Below are 19178 nucleotides of genomic sequence, written 5' to 3'. Positions count from 1 at the left end.
TCAGTGCGATTCGCGCGACACCTTGTCCCCGCTGGAACCGACCAGGAAGTCGCAGTCCGCGCCGGTGTCCGCGCCCAGCACGGTCTCCACGTACAGCTTCTCCCACCCGCGCCGGGGCCGGGCCAGCGCCGCGCTCATCGCCTCGGACGGCGGGCGGGCCGCCAGTTCCTCCGCGGTGATCTCCACGTCCAGGCTGCGGCCGGGCACGTCCAGGACGATCCAGTCACCGGTACGCACCCGGTCCAGCGGCCCACCGGCCGCCGCCTCCGGCGCCACGTGCAGCACCACCGTGCCGTACGCCGTGCCGCTCATCCGGCCGTCGCAGATCCGGACCATGTCGCGGACGCCCTGCTGCAGCAGCTTGGCCGGCAGCGGCATGTTGGACACCTCGGGCATGCCCGGGTAGCCCCGCGGGCCGCAGCCGCGCAGCACCAGCACGCTGTCCGCGTCGACGTCCAGGTCCGGGTCGTCGATCCGGGCGTGGAAGTCCTCGATCGAGTCGAACACCACCGCGCGCCCGCGGTGCCGCAGCAGGTGCGGCGACGCGGCGGCGGGCTTGATGATCGCGCCGTTCGGCGCCAGGTTGCCGCGCAGCAGGGCGATGCCGGCGTTGGGCTGCAACGGCGCCTCCCGCGGCCGGATCACCTCGCGGTCCCACACCTGCGCGTCGGTCAGCGACTTGACCAGCGGTTCGCCGGTGGCGGTGATCGCGTCGTGGTCGAGCAGGTCGACCACCTCGCGCAGCACGGCGGCCAGCCCGCCGGCCCGGTACAGGTCCTCCATCAGGTACCGCCCGGCGGGCTGCAGGTCGACCAGGAGCGGGACCTCCGCGGCGATCCGGTCGAAGTCGTCCAGGGTGAGCGGCACGCCGACCCGCCCGGCGATGGCCAGCAGGTGCACCACGGCGTTGGTGGAACCGCCGATCGCGGCCAGCGCCACGATCGCGTTGTGGAACGAGCCGGCGGTCAGCATCGAGCTGGGCCGCCGGTCGGCGGCCACCATGTCGACGACGAGCCGGCCGGTCTCGTGCGCCCGGGCCAGCAGCCGGCTGTCCGCCGCCGGGATGCCGGCGATGCCGGGCATCGTGGTGCCCAGCGACTCGGCGAGCAGCCCCATGGTGGAGGCCGTGCCCATGGTGTTGCAGTGCCCGCGGCTGCGGATCATCGAGGACTCGGAGTCCATGAACGCACCCTCGGTGAGCGTGCCGGCCCGGACCTCCTCGGAGAGCCGCCACACGTCGGTGCCGCAGCCCAGCGGGGTGCCCCGGAACGTGCCGGTGAGCATCGGGCCGCCGGGCACCACCACGGCCGGCAGGTCGACCGAGGCGGCCGCCATGAGCAGCGACGGGATCGTCTTGTCGCAGCCGCCGAGCAGCACCACGCCGTCGATCGGGTTGGCCCGCAGCATCTCCTCGATGGCCATCGCGGCCATGTTGCGCCAGAGCATCGCGGTGGGCCGGACCTGGGTCTCCCCGAGCGAGACCACGGGCAGGTTCAGCGGCACCCCGCCGGCCTCCCAGACGCCCTGCTTGACGTGCTCGGCGACCTCGTTGAGGTGGCTGTTGCACGGGGTCAGGTCGGACGCGGTGTTGGCCAGGGCGATCTGCGGGCGGCCCTGGAACGACGAGTTCGGCGTGCCCCGGCGCATCCAGGCGCGGTGCATGTAGGAGTTGCGGTCCTGTCCCGCGTACCACTCGTCGCTGCGCAGGGCTGTCATGACGGTTCGCCTCCCGAATCCACCGGATCGTCTTCCGATAAACGGAACGCCGGTTTAACATCTGGAACATCATGGACCTTACCGCCGCACCGCCGCTGCCGGAACAGGACGGGCCCGACCGACTGGTCGGCGCCGACCGCGTCCTGGCCATCCTCGCCGAACTGGCCAGGCATCCGGAGGGAATCGGGCTGGACGAGATGGCCCGGGTGGTGTCCAGCAACAAGGCCACCGTGCACCGGGCGCTGGCCGCGCTGCGCCGGGCCGCGTTCGCCAGCCAGGACGGCCGTGGCCGCTACGTGCTGGGCGACGAGTTCCTGCGCCTGGCGTTCGCCCACCACGAGGCCCGGCCGGAGCACGTCCGGATCAGCCCGGTGCTGCACACCCTGGCCGAGCGGTACGGCGAGACCGCGCACTACGCCGTGCTCGACGGCGCCACCGTGGTCTACCGGGCGAAGGTCGACCCGCCGACCGGCCCGGTGCGGCTCACCTCCACCGTCGGCGGGCGCAACCCGGCGCACTGCACGGCGGTGGGCAAGCTGCTGCTGGCGTACGCGCTGCCGGACGACGCCGCGGTGACCGCCTGGGTCGGCCACCGGGTACTGGAACGGCGCACCGACCGCACCCACACCACGGCCGCCGCGCTCGCCGCCGAGCTGCGCACCGTCCGGTCGCAGGGCTGGGCCGCCGACGACCAGGAGAACGAGCCCGGCGTCACCTGCGTGGCGGTGCCGGTGTTCCTGGGCTCGCCGACCGTGCCGACCGGCGCGGTGAGCGTGTCCGCGCCGGCGTACCGTACGCCGCTGTCCCGTCTGGTGGCCGACGTGTCCGCGATCCGCGACCTGGTGCGCGCGTGATCGCCCGCTGGCGGGCCGCGCCGGCCGCGCCGGAGGTGCACGCGCTGGGCGAGGGTCCGCTCTGGGACGGGCCGCGGGACCGGGTGCTCTGGGTGGACATCCTGGCCGGCACCGTGCACGAGGGGCGCCTGGACGACGACCGGGTGTTCACCGAGCGGGTCCACCACCTGGACCGGACGGTGGGCGCGGTGGTCGCCGGGCGGACCGGGGAACTGCTCGTGGCCGGGACCGAGAACCTGCTGGTGGTGGATCCGGGCGGGGCCGTGACGCCGGGCCCGGCGGTGCTGCCGGCCGGCAGCGGCCGGCGCCTCAACGACGGCGCCTGCGACCCGTCCGGCACGTTCCTGGTGGGCAGCCTCGCGTTCGACGACCGGCCCGGCGGCGAGGTGCTGGTCCGGGTGACCGCGGACGGCGCGGTGCACACCGTCGACGCCGGCCTGAGCCTGTCGAACGGAATGGGCTGGAGCCCGGACGGGGCCCTGTTCTACAGCATCGACAGCGTTCCCGGCGTGGTCTACGTGCGGGACTGGCCGGACGGTCCGCGGCGGGTGCTGCTCACCCCGGACGTGACGCCGGACGGCATGTGCGTGGACGCACGCGGCGACCTGTGGATCGCGTTCTGGGACGGCGGCGAGGTCCGGCGGTACTCCCCGGCCGGCGAGCTGACCGGCGTGGTCGAGGTCGGCGTGCCGCACGTGACCAGCGTGGCGTTCGTCGGGCCCGGACTGGACCGGCTGCTGATCACCACCGCCACCAAGGATCTGACCGACGCCGACCTGGCCCGCCACCCGGACTCCGGACGGCTCTTCCTGGCCGACGTCGGCGCGACCGGCCAGCCGGCCACACCCTGGGCCGGTTTCCGCTGAGAGGACTGCCATGCAGCTGATGCGCATCGGGCCGGCCGGGGCCGAGAAACCGGTGGTGCGGGTCGACGAGGAATCCTATGTGGACGTCTCCGACCTGGTGCCCGAGTTCGACGCCGGCTACTTCGCCGGCGGGCACGACGCGCTGCGGTCCGCGGTCGCGGACCGGATCGCCGCCGGGGACACGGTGGCGTTCGCCGGTGAGCGGATCGGCGCACCGTTCGCCCGGCCGCACCAGATCCTCTGCATCGGGCTGAACTACCGGGACCACGCCGCCGAGTCCGGGATGCCGGTGCCGGACGAGCCGATCCTGTTCACCAAGCCGCCGAACACCCTGATCGGCCCGAACGATCCGGTCCGGATGCCGCGCGGCGCCACCAAGCTGGACTGGGAGGTCGAGCTGGGCGTGGTGATCGGCCGGCGGACCAGCTACCTGGACTCGCCGGCGGACGCCCGCGACGCGATCGCCGGCTACGTGGTCTGCAACGACGTCAGCGAGCGGGCGTTCCAGAAGGAACGCGGCGGGCAGTGGTCGAAGGGCAAGAGCGCGGAGACGTTCAACCCGGCCGGGCCGTGGCTGGCCACCCCGGACGAGATCGCGGACGTGGGCGATCTGGGCATGTGGCTGGACGTCAACGGGGTACGCCGGCAGACCGGCAACACCGCGACGATGGTGTTCGACCCGTACACGATCGTGCATTACCTGAGCCAGTTCCTGGTGCTGGAGCCGGGCGACCTGATCGACACCGGCACGCCGCCCGGCGTGGGTGACGGCCAGCGGCCGCCGGTCTTCCTGCAGCCGGGCGACGTGGTGGAACTCGGCATCGACGGTCTCGGCACGCAACGCCAGCAGATCCTGCCGCCACGGTGAGCATGCGCGCCTTCGTGATCACCGAACCGGGGCGGGCGGAGGTGCGCGAGGTCGACGAGCCCGTGCCCGGCCCCGGCGAGGCGGTCGTGCGGGTGGAGCGGGCCGGAGTCTGCGGCACGGACCTGGAGTTCTTCTCGGGCGACATGACGTACCTGCACACCGGTGAGGCCGCGTACCCGATCCGGATCGGACACGAGTGGTGCGGCACGGTGTCCGCGGTGGGCGCGGAGGCGGACCCGGACTGGGTGGGCCGCCGGGTCACCGGCGACACCATGCTGGGCTGCGGCCGGTGCCCCCGCTGCCGGTCCGGGCGCCAGCACCTGTGCGCCGACCGGTACGAGATCGGCATCCGGCGCGGCTGGCCCGGCGCCCTGGCCACGGCGCTGCGGGTGCCGGTCCGGGCCCTGCACGAACTCCCGGACAGCGTGGACGCGACGCTCGGCGCGCTGGTCGAGCCGGGCGGCAACGCGCTGCGGGCGGTCCTCGCCGCCGGCCTCTCCCCCGGCTCGCGGGTGCTGATCACCGGGCCCGGCACGATCGGCCTGCTGGCCGCCCAGTTCGCCGCCGCCCAGGGCGCCGAGGTGCACCTGCTGGGGCTGACCGTGGACTTCCCCCGTACCCTCGGCTTCGCTCACGCCTGGACCGTTGAGACCCTGCCCGGCCTGCCGTTCGACGCGGTGATCGACGCCTCCACCGCGCCGCACCTGCCCGCGCTCGCGCTGGATCTGGTCGAGCCCGGCGGCCGGGTGGTCTACATCGGCATCGCCGGCGAACCGAGTCTGGCCGACACCCGCCGGATCGCGCTGCGGGACCTGACCGTGACCGGCATCCTCAGCGCGTCCGGCGGCCTGGCCGAGACCATCGGCCGGTACGCCTCCGGCACCGTCGATCCCCGCCCCCTGGTGGCCGCCACGGTCGGCCTGGACGACGCGGTCGCGGTGCTGGCCGGCGAGCGCGACCCGTCCTGGGGTTCCGCCCCTAAAATCCACATCGATCCGCGACGTTAGGAGTGGTCCGGTGTCTGACTTCGACGGCCTGGTGGCCGTGGTCACCGGCGGCGCCAGCGGCATCGGCGCGGCCACGGTCGCCACGCTGACCGGCCGCGGCGCCACCGTGGCGAGCCTCGACCTGGCCGACGGCTGCGACGTCCGTGACACCGCCTCGGTCGACGCCGCGATCGACGCCGTGGTGGCCCGGCACGGGCGCCTCGACGTGCTGGTCAACAACGCCGGCATCGGCGCGGTCGGCGACGTCACCGCGAACGACGACGACGAGTGGCACCGGGTCCTCGACGTCAACGTGGTCGGCATCGCCCGGGTTTCCCGGGCCGCGCTGCCGCACCTGCGCCGGTCCTCGCACGCGGCGATCGTCAACACCTGCTCGATCGCTGCCCAGGTGGGGGTACCGCAGCGGGCGTTGTACTCGGCCAGCAAGGGCGCCGTGGCCGCGCTCACCCTGGCCATGGCGGCCGACCACGTCCGGGAGGGAATCCGGGTCAACGCGGTGGTGCCCGGCACCGCGGACACCCCGTGGGTGGGCCGGTTGCTGGACGCCGCGGACGACCCCGACGCCGCCCGGACCGCGCTCGTCGGCCGGCAGCCGATGGGCCGGCTGGTGACCGCGGACGAGGTCGCGCACACGATCGCGCACCTGGCCAGCCCGCTGTCGTCGGCCACCACCGGAACCCTGCTGACCGTCGACGCGGGCGTGATCGGGCTACGGCTCCCCCGTTGACTCTAGATTTCTAGGAATCTAGAGTCCTAGACATGTCCACGCCTCCCGCCGCCGACGAGAAGCGCCAGTTCAACGTGCTGCTTCCGGCGTCCCTGATCCGCGAGATCAAGCTGGCCTCGATCGAGCGCGGCGTCTCCCTCTCGGCGCTCGTCGAGGAGGCCATGCGCAGTCATCTCGGAAAGGACCAGCGATGATCCGGCTCGCCCCCGTCTACTACACCGGCGACATGGCCCGCACCGGCGACTTCCTGGCCGCCCTGGGCTTCGCCGTCGAGGCCGAACACCGCAAGGGCGGCTGGGCCGAACTGGCCGCCCCGTCCGCACTCCTCTGCCTGCACACCGCGCCCGGCGACAGCGGCATGGCCGGCGGGGGGACCGAACTCTCCTTCGAGAGCGACGAGGACCCCGACGCGGTCGCCGAACGACTGACCGGGGCCGGATTCCCCGACGCCGTGGTGCTGGACGAGAACTTCGGCCGCATCCTGCGGGTCACCGGACCCGACGGCACCCCGGTGCAGATCAACTTCTCGGACCGTTCGCTGTACCGCACGCCCTGACGCCGGGCCTTCAAAGTGGTCCGGCGGTGAAGGCAGGCGTGGAGCCCTAGGTAGGCGGTTCTACACCACAAGCATCGGCACCATCGTCCGCGCCACACTCGCCGTAGCCCCCGACGAGCATCGCCACACCACAAGCTCCCAACCTCGCGCCAGTGGAACACCACCGTCATTCCAGCCCGCGCATAACGACGTTGGTGTGCCACTGGAGCGCTCCAGTGGCACACCAGCGTCGTTATGGGCACCGCATAACGACAGTGGTGTTCCACTAGCACACCACTGTCGTCCGGTATCGGCGGGCATGTCGCACAGGAGTGGGAACGGGACGGATCGGGTCACCCGGTAAGCCACGACGGCCAAGGAGCCGATCGTCGGTATGCGTATCTCACACCGGCAGCGGTCACGGGAGTCGGCGCGGATCGGACCCGAAATCCGGCCGCGTTCGCATGTTCGACTTACCGAGATCGTTCCAGTGGAGCGCTCCACTGGCACACCAGCGTTGGTATTCGGGGCTGAAACCACGGTGGCGTTCCGTTCGTGGTGTACCGACGCTGCTGCGCGCGGCCGGAACGACGGCGGTGACGATGAGCGGCGGGGCGGGCCCGGATCGGCGCTGACATGGGTCCGGCGGCCCGCTGACGGCGCGCACCCCCTCGCGACGGCACCAGCGCCCCGCGCGGCTCAGACCTGGCGGTCGCGGCCGGCCGCGAACCCGGCGATCAGCTGCGGCACCATCAGCACCACCATGAACCCGAGGGGCAGCCGCCAGCCGCCGCTCACCTCGTGCAGCAGCCCGACCAGGATCGGCCCGGGGATGGCGATCAGGTAGCCGACGCCCTGGCCGAACGCGGACAGCCGCACCACCGTCGCCGGGCTGCGGCCGCGCAGCGGGATCATGGTCAGGGCGAGCGGGAACGCGCAGTTGACCACGCCCAACAGCACCGCCCACAGCCAGGGCGCGGCGGCCGGTGAGGCCCACAGGCCGGCGTACCCCACGGCACCGCACAGGCCCAGTGCCACGGCCAGCGCGCTCTGGCTGCGCAGCCGCCCGGCGACCGAGGTGATCAGGAAACCGAGCGGCACGCCGAGGAACGACGTCACGGCGAACAGCAGCCCGGCCTTCTCCGCGGACAGGCCGGCGTCGCGGTAGATCTGCGGCAACCAGCCGATCATGACGTACGCGGAGGTGGCCTGCAGACCGAAGTACGCGCCCAGCGCCCAGGCGACCGGGCTGCGGACGATCCGCACGTCCGGCGCCACCGGGCCGGTCACCACCGGCGTGGGGGTGCGGTGCCGGGCCAGCAGCAACCAGGCCGGCACGGCCAGCGCCGCGACCAGCGCCCAGGACGCCAGCCCGAAACGCCAGTCGCCGCCGAGCGCCGCGCTGATCGGGACGGTGGCGCCGGCGGCCGCGGTGGCGCCGACGTTCAGCGCGACCGAGTAGATGCCGGTCATGGTGCCCACCCGGTCCGGGAACCGGTCCTTGACGATCACCGGCAGCAGCACGTTGACCAGCGCGATGCCGGCCAGCGCCAGGCCGCTGAGCAGGACGAAGAGCGCGGTTCCGGGTACGTACGCGCGGGCCGCCAGTCCGGCGGTGAGCAGGGCCAGCCCGGCCGCGATCACGGTGGCCGGGCCGAACCGCCGGGCCAGCCGGGGTGCCGCGAATCCGACGGTCGCGAAGCACACCACCGGCAGCGAGGTCAGCAGGCCGGCCACGGTGGCGCTCATCCCGGTCCCCTGCCGGACCTCGGCCAGCACCGGGCCCACGCTGGTGACGGCGAGCCGCAGGTTCACCGCGGCCAGCACGAGGGCCACGAGCGGCAGCAGCGCGCCGGGCGCCCGTACCCTCGGCCGGGTCTGCTCTGTCACCACCGAACCATCATGTGCCCCTTACCGGCGCCCCGCCCGCCGATGTGGCCGTGTTCACCGCCCGCTCCGGCGCGGGTCACGGCGCGAAGGGTGCGCCGCCGGCCGCCGTCGGCGCGAAGGGTGCGCCGCCGGCCGCCGTGGGGTGACCGAGGCGCGACGGGCGGCCGGGGTGCGGCGCCCGGCCGGGGTGCGGCGCCCGGCCGGTCAGAGCAGTCCGGACCGGCGCCACAGCGGCAGTCCCGGGCCGCCGATCAGCCCCAGCCCGTCCAGGTAGGCCACCACCCGCCGGGCGGCCCAGCGCAGGCTCGCCCGGTAGTGCGGGTTGGCCCGCGCGGCGCGCCGGCCCACCGCCGGGTCGATGCCGACGGACCGGTAGACGTCGTGGTGCACCAGCCGGGTGCCGACCAGGTACGCCGCCCGCCCGATGATCATCTGGTCGAACCGGAGCCGGGCGGTCCCGGCGGCGCGGATCTGGCGGGCCAGTTCCTCCCGGGCGTACCGGACGTGCCGGGCCTCCTCCACCACGTGCAGCCGGGACACCATCCGGACCAGCGGCTGCACCCGCTCGTCGGCGGACGCCTCGCGCTGGAACGTGTCCAGCACCTCCTCGCCGATCAGGATGGCGGCGTACATCCGGGGTCCGCTGGCGGTGGCGGCGACCCACCTGCCGAGCACGTCGTTGATGCCGCCGGGGCGGTAGTTCGGGCAGCCGAGGCGGTCGATCATCCGGCCGAACATCACCGAGTGGCGGCACTCGTCGGCGATCTCGGTGAGCGCGTACTGGGCGTGCGCGTCGGTCGGGTCCTGCCGGTAGTAGGCGCGGATGAGCAGTTGCATGAGGATCGTCTCGAACCAGACGCCCAGGCCGGCCACGCTGGCCGCCTCGTGCCGGGTGAGCGTGATGCGCTGCGGTTCGCTGAGCGCCTCCCACAGCGGGGTGCCGTACAGCGTGGAGCGTTCCGGCGGGGTGAAGAAGAGTCCGGGTGCCAGGTCGGCGTCCCAGTCGATCTCGACGGCGGGGTCGTAGGTGCGCTCGGCCGAGGTGTGCAGCAGCCGGGTGGCGGTCAGTTCGCGATCGGGGGTGGCCATGCGGACCTCCGGGACCGGGGGGACTTGACGTTACCGGAAGTAACAGTTACTTCTCGTACTATGAACTTCGTCGATCCGGGCGTCAAGGACGGCCGCCGGCAGCGCTGGGCGGACCACCGCGAGCAGCGCCGCGCCCAGCTGACCGTCGCCGCGATCGAGGCGATCCGCGCGCACGGGCCGGACATCGGCATGGAGGCCATCGCCGCCCACGCCGGCGTCAGCAAGCCGGTGCTGTACCGGTACTTCGCCGACAAGTCGCAGCTCTGGCAGGCGGTCGGCGTCGAGGCGGCGGCCATGCTGGTCGCCGCGATCGAACCCGCGGTGGCCGCGGTCCGCGCGGACCGCGACGTCGTGGGCGCCGCGGTGGACGCCTACCTGACGCTCATCGAGGCCGATCCGCACGTGTACCGCTTCGTGGTGCACCGGCCGGACGTGGAACGGCACCGCGACGTGGTGGCGGACGTGGTGGACACGGTGGCCAGCGCGCTCGCCCGCATCCTCGGCGACCGGCTGCGCGACGCCGGCCTGGACGCCGGCCCGGCGCTGCCCTGGGCGTACGGCGTCGTCGGGTACGTGCAGACGGTCGGCGACTGGTGGCTGCGTCACCAGCAGCCGATCAGCCGGGCCGCGCTCAGCGAGTACCTGACCACGTTCCTGTGGAGCGGCGTCGCGGGCGTCCGCAGCGCGGCCGACCTGCCGGGCGGGCTGGCGGCCACCGGCCGTGACTGACCCGGCGGAGGAGTACCGCGGCCCGGCCACCGTCCGGGTCGGCACCGAGATCCGGGCGGTGACCGTGCGGCTGTCGGTCACCTTCGAGCCGGTCGAGGGCCGGTACCGCTGGGCCGGCCGCACCTCGCCCGACCCGGCGCTGGTGGCACGGGTCCGGTCCGGCGCGCGGGAGGCGGAGGTCCGGCTGCCGGGCGGGACCGGACGGGCCGCGCGGATCGGCGAACCGGACCCGTGGGGCGGGGTGCGCCTCTCCGGCGTGGGCCCGCCGCCGTGGACCGAACCGGCCACCGCACCGGGCAGACTGGCGCCATGACCGAACACGTCGACGTGCTGATCATCGGTGCCGGGCTGTCCGGGGTCGGCGCGGCGTGGCGGTTGCGGCAGCACCGCCCGGGCACCAGCTACCTGATCCTGGAGGCGCGCGAGTCGGTCGGGGGCACCTGGGACCTGTTCCGCTACCCGGGCGTGCGCTCCGACTCCGACATGTTCACGCTGAGCTATCCGTTCCGGCCGTGGCGCGGCGAGCGTTCGATGGCCACCGGCGACACCATCCTGGACTACATCCGGGACACCGCCGACGCCGGCGGCATCACCGGGCGGATCCGGCTGCGCACCCGGGTGCTGAGCGCGGCCTGGTCGTCGGGGCCGGCCCGCTGGACGGTACGAACCACCGCGGGCACGTACACCTGCGGGTTTCTGCATGTCTGCGCCGGCTACTACGACTACGAGCGCGGCCACCAGCCGGAGTTCCCGGGGCGGGCGGACTATGCCGGGCGTTTCGTCCATCCCCAGTTCTGGCCCGGCGACCTGGACCACGCCGGCAGGCGGGTGGTGGTGATCGGCAGCGGATCGACCGCGGTCACGCTGGTGCCGGCGCTGGCGGAGCGCGCCGGGCACGTCACGATGCTGCAGCGCTCCCCGTCGTACGTGACCCCGCGGGACCCGCGCGACGCGGTCGCCGACCGGCTGCGCAGGTGGCTGCCGGCCGGGGCCGCGCACCGGCTGGCCCGCGCCCGCAACATCCTGGTGACCCAGGGCTTCTACGAGCTCAGCCGGCGCCGCCCGGAACCGGTGAAGCGGGCGCTGCGGCGGCGGGCGCTGCGGGTCCTGCCCGACCCGGCGTACCTCGACGCCCACTTCACGCCGTCCTACCAGCCGTGGGACCAGCGCCCGTGTTTCGTGCCGTCCGGCGACCTGTTCCGGGCCATCCGGTCCGGCGCCGCGTCGGTGGTCACCGACCGCATCGACCGGTTCGTACCCGAGGGCATCCGGCTCGCGTCCGGGCCGGTGCTGCCGGCCGACATCGTGGTCTCGGCGACCGGCCTGACGCTGCTGCCGGTCGGGGGCATCCGGCTGACCGTGGACGGCGAGCCGGTGGATCCGGGCGGGCGGGTGGCGTACCGCGGAATGATGTTCAGCGGCGTGCCGAACCTGTCCTACTGCCTCGGGTACGCCAACGCGTCCTGGACGCTGCGCGCCGACCTGTCGTCCCGCTACCTCTGCCGGCTGCTCGCCCACCTGGACCGGCACGGATACACGACCGCAACCCCGAACGAGCCACCGCCCGGACCGCGCCGGCCGTTGCTGGACCTCACCTCCGGGTACGTGCAGCGGGCCCGGGACCGGTTCCCCCAGCGCGGCAGTCACCAGCCCTGGACGGTACGCCAGAACTACCTGGTCGACCTGGTCACCACGATGCGCGCGGACGTGACCCGGGACATGACGTTCCGCTAGCGCGGCCTTGACCGCACACCAACGGACGGAGTATCTCTATAGTTTCGATAGGGATTCTCGACGGGGGGAGGACGGAGTGGAAAAGCTCATCCTGCTCGTCCTGGTGGGGGTCGGAGCGCAACTGGTCGACGGCGGCCTCGGCATGGCCTACGGCGTGACCTCGACGACGTTGCTGCTGGCGATCGGCACCAACCCCGCCGCGGCGTCGGCAACGGTGCACCTCGCCGAGATCGGGACCACGCTGGTGTCCGGGCTGTCGCACTGGAAGTTCGGCAACGTCGACTGGCGGGTGGTGTGGCGGGTCGGCCTGCCCGGCGCGGTCGGCGCCTTCGCCGGCGCCACGTTCCTGTCCCGCATCTCGACCGCCGCCGCCGCGCCCGTGATGGCGATCGTCCTGCTCGTTCTGGGCGCCTACATCCTGGTCCGCTTCACCGCCTTCGGCCTGCCCCGGGCCCGGCTCGGCCAGCCGCTGAGCGCGAAGTTCCTGGCCCCGCTCGGGCTCGCCGGCGGATTCGTGGACGCCACCGGCGGCGGCGGGTGGGGACCGGTCGGCACCCCGGCGATCCTGGCCAGCGGACGGCTCGAACCGCGCAAGGTGGTCGGTTCCATCAACACCAGCGAGTTCCTGGTCGCGGTCGCGGCGAGTGCCGGCTTCCTGCTCGGCCTCGGGTCGGAGAACATCAACCTGGGCTGGGTCGGGCTGCTCCTGCTCGGCGGCGCGATCGCGGCGCCGGCCGCGGCCTGGCTGGTCCGGCACGTACCGCCGCGGCTGGCCGGCACCGCGGTCGGCGGCCTGATCATCCTCACCAACGCCCGGTCCCTGCTGCGCAGCGACTGGATCGACGCCGCCGACCAGGTCCGCTACGGCACCTACCTGGTCATCGCCGTGGTGTGGGCCGCCGCGTTCGGGTACACGCTGCGCGAATACCGGATCCACCGGGACGAGGACCGGATCGCCGTCGCCGAGGCCGAGGCCCGGGCCGTGGCGACCGCACCGGCCCCGGCCGCGCCCCGATGACCGCCGGCCTCCGCCGGGGCCGGCCGGCCACACCGGCGTGATCGGCGCGGGACCGCCCGCCGACCCGGTCCGGCCTAGGATGACGCGGTGGGTCAGCTTGATCTGCGGCGCCTGCGGCTGCTGCGGGAACTCCGGGACCGCGGCACCGTGACCGCGGTCGCCGGCGCGCTGCACATGACGTCATCGGCGGTGTCGCAGCAGCTGGCGTTGCTGTCCAAGGACGTCGGCACGCCACTGCTGGAGCCGCACGGCCGCCGGGTCCGGCTGACCGACGCGGCCCAGCTGCTGCTGCGGCATGCCGACGTGCTGTTCGCCCAGCTGGAGCAGGCGCAGACCGAACTGGACGCGTACGTGACGGGCGCCGCGGCCACGGTGCGGGTGGACTGCTTCGCCACCGCCGTACCCGCGCTGGCCGTGCCCGCGATGCGGGACCTGGCCGTGGCCGAGCCGCGTCTCACCCTGCGGCTGCAGGAGATGGACACCGAGCCGGCGATGGACCGGCTGGTGCGCGACGACACCGATCTGGTGGTGGGCCTGGACGGGGACGTCCGCGTGGACGACCCCCGGTTCGAGCGGCGGCCGCTGCTGATCGACCCGTTGGACGTGGCGCTGCCGGCGGTGCATCCGCTCGCCGGTTCGGAGGTGACGCTGGCCGACCTGGCCGGCGAGGCGTGGATCCTGCCGCCGGGCGGGTTGTGCCGCACGATCGCCCTGGAGGCCTGCGCGGCAGCCGGGTTCACGCCCCGGGAGGCGCACACCGCGGACCACTACGACGCCGTGTTCGCCCTGGTCCGGGCGGGGCTGGGGGTGGCGCTGGTGCCGCGGATGTGTGTGCTCCGGCACGACCCGGAGATCGTGGTGCGGGCGCTGCGGGCGGAGCAGCCGCGCCGGCAGGTGGTGCTGTACGCGCGGCGGGCCGGGGACCGGGCACCGCACCTGCGCTCGGTGGTGCGGGCCTTCGTCGTCGCGGCGGCATCGTTCAGTTCCGCTACCTGATTCCGGGCGGAAAAGCCTCGTGGACCCGGCCCCGGCGGGCGGGGACGATCAGATCGTGACGAACGCGACGGTAATCCGGTTCCTGGCCCTGGCCCTGCTGTGGGGCGGCAGCTTCACGCTCATCAAGGTGTCCCTGGAGGGCCTCAGCCCGGCGCAGCTGGTCCTGGCCCGGCTGGCGCTGGGCGCGCTGGTGCTGGCGGTGATCGCGGCGGTCCGGCAGGTGGGGTTGCCGCGCGGTGGGACGGTGTGGGGGCATCTGACGGGCGCCGCCTTGTTCGGCCAGGTGCTGCCGTTCCTGCTGTTGTCGTACGGCGAGCGCAGCGCCGGTGCGGGCGTGGCGGGGGTGCTGATCGGGGCGACGCCGCTGCTGACGCTGACCATCGCGTACGCGGCCCTGTCCGCCGAACGCGCCACCGCGCGCAAGGTGGTCGGCCTGCTGATCGGCTTCGCCGGCATCGTGGTGGTGCTGGCGCCGTGGCGGGAGGCGCCCGGGTCGCTGGGCGGCGAGATCGCCTGCTTCGGCGCCGCGGTGAGCTACGCGATCAGCTTCGTGTACGTACGCCGTTTCCTGTCGCCGCGCGGGCTGGCACCGCTGTCGCTGGCGGCGGGCCAGCTGCTGGTGGCGGTGGTCCTGCAGGCGCTGGCGAGTCCGCTGCTGGAGTGGGGAACGGTGCGGCTCACCTCGCGGGTGCTGGTGAGCATCGTGCTGCTCGGCGTGCTGAGCACCGGGCTGGCGTACGTGCTGTACTTCCGGCTGATCGGCGACATCGGCGCGACCAGCGCGTCCGCGGTCAACTACGTGGTCCCGGTCGCCGCGGTGGGGGTCGGGGTGTTGTTCCTGAGCGAGCCGGTGACCTGGAATCTGCTGGTCGGCGGCCTGATCGTGCTGGCCGGCATGGCGTACGCGGAGAAGCGTCTCACCCGCCGCCCAGCCGCCGCAGAAATCCCGCCAGCGCGTCGTGGTACGGCCTGACCGTGGCGATCGCCAGGTATTCGTCCGGCCCGTGCTGGCCGTCTCCCCCGGGCCCGAAGATGACCGCGTCAACTCCGGCCGCCGAGTAGAACCGCCCGTCCGCGGCGCCGTGCTTGCGCAGCAGGTCCCCGGAGTATCCGGCCGCCCGTGCCGCGTCCCGCAGCAGCCGCACCTCGGCGCCGGCCGGATCGGCGCGGTGCGGCGGCGCGAACGCCTCCACCGTCACCGTCACCCGCTCGCCGCCGAGCGCGCCCAGGTGCGCGACGATCTCGTCGGGGGTACGTCCGGCGAACGCCTCGTCCTCCGGCGGGAAACGGATGTCCAGCCAGGCGGTGGCGTCCGCGGGCACCTGGTTGACCGCCCGGTTGCCGGTCCCGATCCGGGCCACGTTGACGGTGGTGGTCCACTGTTCGCCGGCCGGTACCGGATGGCGGCGCAGGATGCCGTCGATCGCGGCGGTGAGCGTGCGCAAGGCGTTGTCACCGAGCCAGGGGTACGCCGCGTGCGCCGCCACGCCGCCGGCCCGCAGCCGCACCTGCAGCAGCCCTTTGGACTCGGCGACCACCCGCAGGCGACTGTGCTCGCCGATGACCACGAAGCCGGCGGTGACCCCGGCGGCGACCTGGTGACCGGTGCCGTCGACGCCGCCGACCTCCTCGTCCGTGACCAGCTGCAGTCCCAGGGGGTACGGCAGGTCCGGCGCGAGGGTGGCGAACACGTCCGCCATCACCAGGGCGGCGACCTTCATGTCCTGGGCGCCGCGGCCGTAGAGCCGGTCGCCGTCGCGGCGGGCCCGGAACTGCCGGTCCTCGGCGGGAACCACGTCGAGGTGGGCGTTCAGGATGACCCGGAACGGCGGCCGGGTGGGGCCGGCGTACACCAGGGCGCTGGGTTTGCCGCGGGACTCGAAGTGCTCCACCGTGAAGCCGGGGCCGACCGCGCCGAGCACGTGGCCGAGGGCGCTCCGCAGGTCGGCGGGACGGTCGGCGGTGGACCGGATCGCGATCAGGTCGTGCGCCCGGTCCAGCAGCCGCTCAACGTCCACGATGGTCGCTCCCGCCGGGGTGCGCTCCGGAGAGCGTGCGGTTGTCGGCCACCGGTCCAGCGTAGGGGCGGGGAGGCGCGGTCCGCGCCTCCCCGTGCCGCCTACTTGTGCGCCTTCTCCTCGGCACCGGCCTCGTTGTCGGCGCCGGCCTCGTCCTCGGCACCGGCCTCGTCGTCCGCGCCGGCCTCGTCCTCGGCACCCGCCCCGTCCTCGGCACCCGCGTCGTCACCGGCACCGGCCTCGCCGGCCGCGGCCTTGGCGACGGCCAGCTCCAGGCAGGCCAGCTGCAGCGCCTGCTGCGCCTCGGTCACCGCGGCGGCTGCCTCCTCGGCACCGACCTCGTCCTCGGCGCCGGCCTCACCCTCGGCGCCGGCCTCACCCTCGGCACCGGCCTCATCCTCGGCACCGGCCTTCTCCTTGGCCTTGGTCGCCTTGGCCTTGGCCTTGGCAGCCTTCTCCTTGGCCTTGGCGACCTTCTTGGCCTGGGCCTTGGCCTTCGCCTTGGCGGCCTTCTCCTGGCCGGCCGCCGCGCCCTCTTCGGCACCCTCCTCGGCGCCGGCCTCCTCGCCGGCGGCCTCCTCCTGCGCGGCGGCCTGGTCGATCGCGAACTGGTCGCACGCCGCCTCCAGGGCCGCGGCCGAGGCGGCGGCCGCGTCGGCGGCGCCCATCTCCTCGACCGGCGCCAGCGCCTCGCCGTCACAGACCACCTCGCCGGCGTTGATCTCCAGCTCGGCGCACTGGGAGACGTCGAACTGCTGGCCGTCCACCACCACGATGCCGTCCGCCTTGGTGTTCTCGCCGGCGGAGGCGAACTGCACGCCCGTCACGCCGCCGAGCACGAGCACACCGGCGAAGACTGCCGCACCGATCGCCTTGCGGTTGGTGCTGATGCCCCGTCGTTGACGCAGTGCCATTGCCACTCCTCGTAGTCGGACGTCGATCTCTTCGTACGAGCCAGTACGGAGCACACCCGGGCAAGGGTTCAGTTGGATCTATCGCTAACAAAAAGATGTTATCGTCGCAACCATGGATGACGGGGAGCCGACCACGACCCGTGAGCGGATCGTCGAGACCGCTGCCGCGCTGCTCACCGCGGGTGGCCGCGACGCCGTCTCGACACGCGCGGTGAGTGCCGCGGCGGGAGTGCAGGCGCCGACCATCTACCGGATCTTCGGCGACAAACAGGGCCTGCTGGACGCGGTGGGGAACCACGGATTCGCGGTCTACCTGCGGGCCAAGACCGGGCAGCCGCCGGGCGACGACCCGGTCGACGACCTGCGCCGGGGCTGGGACCTGCACGTCGGCTTCGGGCTCGCATACCCCGCGTTCTACACGCTGATCTACGGCGAACCACGGCCCGGCGCCGAGTCCCCGGCGGCCCGGGACTCCCTGGCCGTCCTGGCCGGAATCGTGCGCCGGATCGCGGCGGCCGGCCGGCTGCGGGTCAGCGAGGACCGCGCCGTGCACCTCGTCCACTCGGCCGGCAGCGGCCTGACGTTCACGCTCATCGCCGTCCCGCCGGAGGAGCGCGACCCGGCACTGTCCGCGCTCGCCCGGGAATCGGTGATCGCCGCCGTCACCACCGGCCCGCCGTCCACCGCGGGCGGCGGCACGGTCGGCAGCGCCGTGGCACTGCGGGCGGTGCTGTCGGACGTCACCACGCTGAGTGCCTCCGAACGCGCGCTGCTCGGCGAGTGGCTGCAGCGGATCGCCACCGCCGGCGGCTAGCCGGTCCCGACGCCGGAAAGCCGGGCGGTCCGACGGCACGCCTCCGTTGTGTTACTCGTGCCGGCGGACCGCCCAGCCCCCTTTTCGGCGACCCCCCTGCCCTCCACTCTCGACCGTCCACGATCACCGGACGAGGTCGATCACCGGCACTTCAGCGGCAGTTTCAACGGTTAGGCTTGCGGTATGGACGTCCTGCGGCCTTTGATCGTTCCGGTGGCGGTCCGTGACGCGGAGCGGCACGGCTCGATCGACCTCTATCCGCCGGACGAGGTCACCGGGCCGCGGCCGACCGTCCTGTTCGTGCACGGCGGGCCGGTTCCGGCCGAGCTGCGGCCCACGCCGCGGGACTGGCCGCAGTACCGGGCGTACGGCTCGCTGGCGGCCGCCCGCGGCGTGGTGGGTGCGACCGTCGACCACCGGCTGCACAGCCCGGCCGCCTATCCGGACGCGGCGGCCGACGTGCGGGCGGCCGCCGACGCGGTCCGCGCCGACCCGCGGGTGGACGACGACCGGCTGGCGCTGTGGTTCTTCTCCGGGAGCGGCATGCTGGCCGCCGACTGGCTGCGCGACCCGCCGCCGTGGCTGCGCTGCCTAACCCTGAGCTATCCGCTGCTGCGCCCGCTCCCGGGCTGGCCGGCCGATCCGCGCTTCCTCCCGGCCGACGCGGTGGCGCGGGCCGGTGACCTGCCGATCGTGCTGACCCGGGTGGGCCAGGAGAACCCGGCGATCGCGGAGGGTGTCGAGGGCTTCGTGGCGGCCTCGGCCGGCGCCCGCCTGGAGATCGTCGAGGTGCCGCACGGGCACCACGCGTTCGACGTGCTCGATGACGACGACGGGTCGCGGGCCGCCCTCACCCGCGCGGTCGATCTGGTCCTCGCGACGCTCGGCCGCTGACGGCGGTCGCCGGGATCCGTCCCGCCGACCTCGCCGCATACCCGCGAGGCGCCCGGGGACGGCAACCTAGTCGCGCAGCTGGCGCAGGACCCGACCGAGGTCGGCGCGGTCGGCGGCGCTGAGCGCGCCGAAGAAGCGTGCCGACTCGGCCCGCCGGGCGTCCCGGATGGCCTGACCCGCCGCGGTGCCCGCCGGGGTGAGGTCGACCAGCGTGGCCCGGCGGTCGGCCGGGTCCGGGCGCCGGACGACCAGGTGGCGCTGCTGCAGGTCGTCGACCACCTCGGTGGCCGAGCGCGGTGCGATGCGCAGCCGCTCGGCCAGCTCGCTGAGGCGCAGCGGACCGTGGCCGAGCAGCACACCCAGCGCCCGGGCCTGCGCGGGCGCGACGCCGAACGGCTCCAGCGCCGTGCGGGTCCGGGCGCGCAAACGCCGGGAGACCCCCCAGAACAGCTCGGCCAGGCCCTCGTCGTCCACGCGGAATACCGTACCAGCGAATACCGTTGTTCCCT

The 19178-nt window shown here is 73.9% G+C and carries 21 protein-coding genes; 15 read left to right on the top strand and 6 right to left on the bottom strand.

The genetic code is table 11. From position 1 onward, the window contains the following. Positions 1–1716, bottom strand: coding sequence for an IlvD/Edd family dehydratase (locus tag LDL48_RS15695; protein WP_225255854.1), 1716 nt, complete (start codon positions 1714–1716; stop codon positions 1–3). A 71-nt stretch (positions 1717–1787) separates the two neighbouring features. Here LDL48_RS15695 and LDL48_RS15690 point away from each other — a divergent pair, with 71 nt between their 5' ends. From LDL48_RS15690 to LDL48_RS15660, 7 genes are read left to right on the top strand one after another with little or no spacing between them, the layout of a single operon-like run. Further along, positions 1788–2570, top strand: a complete 783-nt coding sequence (locus LDL48_RS15690) for an IclR family transcriptional regulator (RefSeq protein WP_225255853.1) — start codon at positions 1788–1790, stop codon at positions 2568–2570. Beyond that, the gene (locus tag LDL48_RS15685; protein WP_225255852.1) at positions 2567–3436 is read left to right on the top strand and encodes an SMP-30/gluconolactonase/LRE family protein; all 870 of its coding nucleotides are present in this window, start codon (positions 2567–2569) and stop codon (positions 3434–3436) included. The genes LDL48_RS15690 and LDL48_RS15685 overlap by 4 nt, the downstream gene beginning before the upstream one ends. A gap of 10 nt (positions 3437–3446) precedes the next feature. Beyond that, the gene (locus tag LDL48_RS15680; RefSeq protein WP_225255851.1) at positions 3447–4304 is read left to right on the top strand and encodes a fumarylacetoacetate hydrolase family protein; all 858 of its coding nucleotides are present in this window, start codon (positions 3447–3449) and stop codon (positions 4302–4304) included. 2 nt (positions 4305–4306) lie between these two features. Further along, the gene (locus LDL48_RS15675; RefSeq protein WP_225255850.1) at positions 4307–5311 is read left to right on the top strand and encodes a zinc-dependent alcohol dehydrogenase; all 1005 of its coding nucleotides are present in this window, start codon (positions 4307–4309) and stop codon (positions 5309–5311) included. 10 nt (positions 5312–5321) lie between these two features. Further along, positions 5322–6038: an SDR family NAD(P)-dependent oxidoreductase gene (locus LDL48_RS15670; protein WP_225255849.1), complete on the top strand. Its 717-nt coding sequence runs from the start codon at positions 5322–5324 to the stop codon at positions 6036–6038. A 32-nt stretch (positions 6039–6070) separates the two neighbouring features. After that, a complete protein-coding gene (locus tag LDL48_RS15665) occupies positions 6071–6232 on the top strand; it encodes a CopG family transcriptional regulator (RefSeq protein WP_225255848.1) in 162 nt (53 codons plus the stop codon). Further along, positions 6229–6594, top strand: a complete 366-nt coding sequence (locus LDL48_RS15660; protein ID WP_225255847.1) for a VOC family protein — start codon at positions 6229–6231, stop codon at positions 6592–6594. Before LDL48_RS15665 ends, LDL48_RS15660 begins: the two co-directional genes overlap by 4 nt. Positions 6595–7272: 678 nt before the next feature. On the opposite strand, the gene LDL48_RS15655 is transcribed toward LDL48_RS15660, so the two are convergent. Together LDL48_RS15655 and LDL48_RS15650 are read right to left on the bottom strand one after the other, a co-directional pair. After that, positions 7273–8463: a CynX/NimT family MFS transporter gene (locus tag LDL48_RS15655; protein WP_225255846.1), complete on the bottom strand. Its 1191-nt coding sequence runs from the start codon at positions 8461–8463 to the stop codon at positions 7273–7275. Positions 8464–8667: 204 nt separating this feature from the next. Beyond that, complete coding sequence (locus LDL48_RS15650; protein ID WP_225255845.1) at positions 8668–9552, bottom strand: AurF N-oxygenase family protein; 885 nt, start codon at positions 9550–9552, stop codon at positions 8668–8670. Between the two features lie 60 nt (positions 9553–9612). Here LDL48_RS15650 and LDL48_RS15645 point away from each other — a divergent pair, with 60 nt between their 5' ends. From LDL48_RS15645 to LDL48_RS15620, 6 genes are all read left to right on the top strand, one after another. Beyond that, positions 9613–10281 carry a TetR family transcriptional regulator gene (locus LDL48_RS15645; RefSeq protein ID WP_225255844.1) on the top strand — a complete coding sequence of 223 codons (669 nt, stop codon included), beginning with the start codon at positions 9613–9615 and terminating at the stop codon, positions 10279–10281. After that, positions 10274–10594 carry a DUF4873 domain-containing protein gene (locus LDL48_RS15640; protein WP_225255843.1) on the top strand — a complete coding sequence of 107 codons (321 nt, stop codon included), beginning with the start codon at positions 10274–10276 and terminating at the stop codon, positions 10592–10594. The genes LDL48_RS15645 and LDL48_RS15640 overlap by 8 nt, the downstream gene beginning before the upstream one ends. Beyond that, complete coding sequence (locus tag LDL48_RS15635) at positions 10591–12015, top strand: flavin-containing monooxygenase (RefSeq protein ID WP_225255842.1); 1425 nt, start codon at positions 10591–10593, stop codon at positions 12013–12015. Before LDL48_RS15640 ends, LDL48_RS15635 begins: the two co-directional genes overlap by 4 nt. Positions 12016–12091: 76 nt before the next feature. Then, on the top strand, positions 12092–13033 hold the full coding sequence (locus tag LDL48_RS15630; protein WP_225255841.1) for a sulfite exporter TauE/SafE family protein: 942 nt from the start codon (positions 12092–12094) through the stop codon (positions 13031–13033). 87 nt (positions 13034–13120) lie between these two features. Beyond that, positions 13121–14029 (top strand): LysR family transcriptional regulator, encoded by a 909-nt coding sequence (locus LDL48_RS15625; protein ID WP_225255840.1) that lies wholly within the window; start codon positions 13121–13123, stop codon positions 14027–14029. A 55-nt stretch (positions 14030–14084) separates the two neighbouring features. Next, on the top strand, positions 14085–15002 hold the full coding sequence (locus tag LDL48_RS15620; RefSeq protein ID WP_225255839.1) for a DMT family transporter: 918 nt from the start codon (positions 14085–14087) through the stop codon (positions 15000–15002). Here the strand turns inward: LDL48_RS15620 and LDL48_RS15615 are convergent. Both LDL48_RS15615 and LDL48_RS15610 read right to left on the bottom strand, forming a co-directional pair. Continuing rightward, positions 14947–16047 (bottom strand): M20 family metallopeptidase, encoded by a 1101-nt coding sequence (locus LDL48_RS15615; RefSeq protein ID WP_225255838.1) that lies wholly within the window; start codon positions 16045–16047, stop codon positions 14947–14949. The two genes, LDL48_RS15620 and LDL48_RS15615, sit on opposite strands and share 56 nt — an antisense overlap. Positions 16048–16148: 101 nt before the next feature. Further along, complete coding sequence (locus LDL48_RS15610; RefSeq protein ID WP_225255837.1) at positions 16149–16961, bottom strand: hypothetical protein; 813 nt, start codon at positions 16959–16961, stop codon at positions 16149–16151. A 112-nt stretch (positions 16962–17073) separates the two neighbouring features. Between LDL48_RS15610 and LDL48_RS15605 the strand changes: the two genes are divergently transcribed. Both LDL48_RS15605 and LDL48_RS15600 read left to right on the top strand, forming a co-directional pair. Next, positions 17074–17775, top strand: a complete 702-nt coding sequence (locus LDL48_RS15605) for a TetR/AcrR family transcriptional regulator (protein WP_225255836.1) — start codon at positions 17074–17076, stop codon at positions 17773–17775. Between the two features lie 183 nt (positions 17776–17958). Then, the gene (locus LDL48_RS15600) at positions 17959–18669 is read left to right on the top strand and encodes an alpha/beta hydrolase family protein (protein ID WP_225255835.1); all 711 of its coding nucleotides are present in this window, start codon (positions 17959–17961) and stop codon (positions 18667–18669) included. 66 nt (positions 18670–18735) lie between these two features. Here LDL48_RS15600 and LDL48_RS15595 read toward each other — a convergent pair whose 3' ends face one another. Further along, complete coding sequence (locus tag LDL48_RS15595) at positions 18736–19143, bottom strand: MarR family winged helix-turn-helix transcriptional regulator (protein ID WP_225255834.1); 408 nt, start codon at positions 19141–19143, stop codon at positions 18736–18738. Between the last annotated feature and the right edge of the window lie 35 nt (positions 19144–19178).

Origin of the sequence: Jidongwangia harbinensis (assembly GCF_020216025.1) — a bacterium.
GTDB lineage: Bacteria > Actinomycetota > Actinomycetes > Mycobacteriales > Micromonosporaceae > Actinoplanes > Actinoplanes harbinensis.
This window is presented reverse-complemented; position numbering and strand designations above follow the sequence as displayed.